The 4235-nt window shown below is 68.8% G+C and carries 4 protein-coding genes; all 4 read right to left on the bottom strand.

Features of this window, described 5'->3' with window-relative positions; translation table 11 throughout:
• The coding region (locus tag RMP06_RS06300) for a peptidoglycan DD-metalloendopeptidase family protein (protein ID WP_310460927.1) at nt 1-740 on the bottom strand (740 nt) is incomplete at its 3' end.
• Entirely contained in the window at nt 737-1291 is a 555-nt protein-coding gene (locus RMP06_RS06295; protein ID WP_310460926.1) for a hemerythrin domain-containing protein, read from the bottom strand. The genes RMP06_RS06295 and RMP06_RS06300, both read right to left, overlap by 4 nt.
• On the bottom strand, nt 1288-2769 hold the full coding sequence (locus RMP06_RS06290; RefSeq protein ID WP_310460925.1) for a M20 family peptidase: 1482 nt from the start codon (nt 2767-2769) through the stop codon (nt 1288-1290). Before RMP06_RS06290 ends, RMP06_RS06295 begins: the two co-directional genes overlap by 4 nt.
• A 135-nt stretch (nt 2770-2904) precedes the next feature.
• Nucleotides 2905-4182: an IS256 family transposase gene (locus RMP06_RS06285; protein ID WP_310460924.1), complete on the bottom strand. Its 1278-nt coding sequence runs from the start codon at nt 4180-4182 to the stop codon at nt 2905-2907.
• Nucleotides 4183-4235 lie beyond the last annotated feature (53 nt).

Genomic DNA, 4235 nt, shown 5'->3' with positions numbered 1-4235 from the left:
CCCACCGTGCCCACCATGTCACCAGCGGCCAGCGCATCGCCCACCTGCACGCTGATCTCGCTGAGGTGGCAGACCATCGACAACAGGCCGGCGCCGTGGTCGATCCACACGGTATTGCCATTGAAGAAATAGTCACCGGTATCGATCACCCGGCCCGCCAACGGCGCGGCCACCGGTGTGCCGCTGGCCGCAGCGATGTCCATGCCGCTGTGCGGCGCACGAGGCTGGCCGTTGAAGACCCGGCGCAGGCCGAAGGAGCTGGAGCGCGGACCGGGCACCGGCTGGCGCAGGCGCAGCGTGGCGGGCAGCGGCTCGCTGAACGTGGCGATGACCTCGGCCTGGTGCGTGCGCTCGCGCTCGTGGCGGGCGAGGTTGGCGGCGGTGAGTTCGACGTGCTTGGGCGCGACGCTCAGGCGCTGCTCGGCGTAGCGCATCGGGTCGACAGTGAAGGACTGGCGCTTCAGAGGGGCGCCCTCGCGCTGCACGGTGACTTCGTCCGCCCCCGCCTTGGCGCCCAGCGGCAGGCCGAGCACCGCCGTCCACTCGATCGGATCACCCACCACCAGCACCGGCACCCCCGCGTGGCGCACGGTCGGCGGCTGGTTGGACGGACCGAGCGAAATCGTCACGACACCACCTGGAACGGGGCGGGCGGTGGGCAGATCCGGAGCCGCGGCCAGGGTCAGGATCGGGGCAAGCAGCGCAGCGGTCAGCACGACCGCGTTCAGGAGGGTGTTCATCGCGACACCATGCCGCGGCGTCGGGCGCTCATCTCGGCACCCATGCCGGCCAGCGCGGCGCCATCCAGCGCAGCCCGGGCCTGCGGGTAGGCGTGGTCCTCTTCGCGGGCGATGTGGCCGGCGTAGAGCGACTTGAACTCGGCCAGCGCGTCGAGCAGCGGAAACACGGTCGACACTGGCCGATCGTCCGTCCACTGCTGCAACGGCCCGCGCAGCGCAGCCCAGAGCACCTCCATCCGCCGATGTTCGGCGACAAGCTGCTCCGCCAGCGCGCGCAGGTCCGCGTCGTTGCTGGCCAGCAGCCTTGGCAGGACATGCAATTCCTCGTCCTGGTGGTGGTGCGGTGCGGCGAGATCGAAGTAACGCAGCACGTCACGGGCGGCGCTGCGCGAGGTGTCGCCGTGGCCGTGGTCGCGCACGTGGGCCACCAGCCGATCCAGCAGCGCGAGGCTGCGCTCGACCCGTTCGTGGCAAGCCTGCAGCATCTCGAACGGCTGGTCGAAGCCGACCGCAGGCGAAGCAAACCCCGGGAACGCGGCAGCGGCCGTCACGGCGTGGCGGCCTGCGAGAGGAGCCGGTGGTAGAAGCGAACCATGTCGGCCAGTTGCGCAACGGCGATGCGCTCGTCCGTGCCATGCACCCGCGGCAGGTCTTCCGCCTTGAAGCGGATCGGCATGAAGCGGTAGACGTTGTCGGCGATGTCCTCGAAGTGGCGCGAATCCGTGCCGGCCAGCACCAGACCGGGCGCGACCATCGCGTCAGGGAATATTTCGCGCACCGTGCGCTCGACCAGCCGGTAAGCCGGCGCGGTGGAGGCGGACACGCGGGACGGCTCGGCCGGCGTGTCGAGCACCTGGATCTCGATGCGCGCGTCAGCGACCACGCGCCGGACATGCTCGGTCACGGACGCCGTGCTGTCGCCGGGCAGCAGCCGGAAGTTGACCACCGCGCTGGCCTCGCCCGGCAGCACGTTGGCCTTGTTGCCGGCGTTGACGATGGTGAGCGCCGTGGTGGTGCGCAGCATGGCGTTGGTGGCGGAGCCCTTGGCAAGCAGCTGCTCCACGACTGGCCGGAACAGCCACAGATTGGCCATCGGCAACCGCTGTGCCAGGGGCAGCTCGGGCGCAATGGTGGCGAACATGTCGGCCGCCACGCCGCGGATGCCACCGGGCACCGGCGTGTGGTCGAGCCGGGTCAGCGCGGCACTGAGCATGCCGATGGCGCTGGCCTCGGGCGCCGGGGGCGGCATCGAGGAATGGCCGGGCGCCACCTTGGCCGTCAGTCGCAGCGAAACGCCGCCCTTCTCGGCCAATCCAATCAGCGCCAGCGGCGCCTTCACCCCCGCCAGAACACCCTCGGTGACGGCCAGCCCTTCGTCCAGAACGAACTCCAGCCGGACCTGGCGCTGCTTCAGCAAGGCCACGATCTGCAGCGCACCGTCGCGTCCGCCCATCTCCTCGTCATGCCCGAACACCAGGTAGACGGTGCGCTTTGGCTTGAAACCGTCGGCCAGCAGCCGCTCGACGGCTTCCAGCTGGGTGATCAGGTTGCTCTTGTCATCGAGCGTGCCGCGGCCCCAGACCATCCCGTCCTGCACCCGCCCGGAAAACGGTGGGTGCTTCCACAATGCCTCGGTGCCGGGCGCAAGGGGCACCACGTCCTGGTGGGCCAGCAGCGCCATCGGGCGGGCACTGGCGTCACTGCCGCGCCAGGTGTAGAGCAGGCTTCGGCCACCCACGACCTCGCGCTCCAGCGCCGCGTGGACGCGCGGATAACGGACCTTCAGGTGCTGGTGCAGGGTGGAGAAGGCGGCGACCGTGCCCTCCGGGTCTTGCAGACCGCTGACCGTTCTGGCGCGCACGGCGACCGCGACCGACTCCGCGATGGGCCCTGCATCGAGCACGAGGGGCGTGAGCGGCGCCACACCGGCCTGGCGCGACCCCTGTCGCAGCATGTTCACCACCAGCACGGATGCCAGCAGCACCAGAACAGCCAGCAGGCCCAGAAAGAGGCGTTTGAGCAAGGTCATGCCGACATGATCCCACGCAATGCCGCCTGCGCTGTCGGTGTCGACCGGGCACGGTGGGATTGCAGCGCCGCACCCCACGAGAGTGTCCGGATTTCTGTGTGTGAGGCGGTTGGTTGAAACGGCCGGATGGCCGGGTTATCGAAAGCCACCGAGGGCGGCGTGGGTGAACCGCTCGCCGTAGAGTATCGCGAACTGGTTCATGGCGGACTTCCAATCCTGGGCAGCGTTGCCCCAGTCGGCGGTGATGTTGCGCAGGGCCAGCCAGATGAGCTTGCTGGCGGCGTCATCGCTGGGGAAGTGCCCGCGGGTCTTGATGATCTTGCGCAGCCGGGCGTTGATGCTCTCGATGGCGTTGGTGGTGTAGACCACCTTGCGCACGGCGGGCGGGTAGGCGAAGAAGGGGATGACCTTGTCCCAGGCCCGGCGCCAAGCGGCCACCACGGTGGGGAACTTCTGGCCCCACGGACCCTGCTCGAAGGCGTCGAGTTCGGCCAGTGCGGCCTCGGCGCTGGCGGCGGTGTAGACCGCCTTGAGGGCGCCAGCCAGCCCCTTGCGGTCCTTCCAGTTGGCGAACGCCAGGCTGTTGCGGATCAGATGCACGATGCACGTCTGCAGCGTGGTGGCCGGGAACACCACCTCCAGGGCTTCGGCCATGCCCTTCAGACCGTCGGTGATGGCGATCAGGATGTCGCCCACCCCACGGGTCTTCAGGTCGTTGAACACCTTCATCCAGAACTTCGCGCCCTCGGTGTTCTCGATCCACAGCCCCAGGATGTCGCGTGTGCCGTCCGGCAGGATGCCCAGGGCCAGGTACACCGCCTTGTTGCGCACCACCGCATCTTCCCGGATCTTCACCCTCAGCGCGTCGAAGAACACCACCGGGTACATCGGCTCCAGCGGTCGGGTCTGCCACGCCCCCACCTCCGCCATCACCTCATTCGTCACCCCGCTGATGAAGTCCGGCCCCACCTCCGTGCCGTACTGCTCCCGCAGGAACGCCTGAATCTCGCGCACCGTCAGCCCTCGTGCGTACAGCGCCACGATCTTGTCGTCGAACCCCGTGAAGTGCCGCTCGTGCTTGGCGATCAGCAGCGGCTCGAAGCTGCCCTCTCGGTCCCTGGGCACCTCGATCCTCACCGGCCCGTCCTGCGTCAGCACCGTCTTCGCGCTCGCCCCGTTGCGGTGGTTGCTGCGGTCCTCGGGCTTGTCCGCGCCCACCCGGTAGCCCAGGTGGTGTGACAGCTCCGCCCCCAGCGCCCGCTCGATCAGCGCCTTCTTGAACGCCAGTGACGCCGCTTCCACCGCCTGCGGACTCATCGGCCCCGTCACGAACTGATCAATCAGCTCCTTCGGTATCGCCGGCATCGCCGCCACTGCGGCCAGCGCCGCCTTCGTCGTCTTCCTGCTTGGCATACATGCTCCTTCTTCTCATGCTATGCCTCGCACACAAAATCCCGGATAGGCTC

This window comes from Sphaerotilus sp. (assembly GCF_031429695.1).
Classification (GTDB): Bacteria; Pseudomonadota; Gammaproteobacteria; order Burkholderiales; family Burkholderiaceae_C; genus Sphaerotilus.
Note: the sequence above shows the minus strand (reverse complement) of the source record. Positions and strands in the feature narration are given on the sequence as shown.

Excerpts from the sequence above, each read along its gene's own strand:
- RMP06_RS06290 (WP_310460925.1), bottom strand. The coding sequence starts at position 2,769 with ATGACCTTGCTCAAACGCCTCTTTCTGGGCCTGCTGGCTGTTCTGGTG.
- RMP06_RS06285 (WP_310460924.1), bottom strand. The coding sequence starts at position 4,182 with ATGCCAAGCAGGAAGACGACGAAGGCGGCGCTGGCCGCAGTGGCGGCG.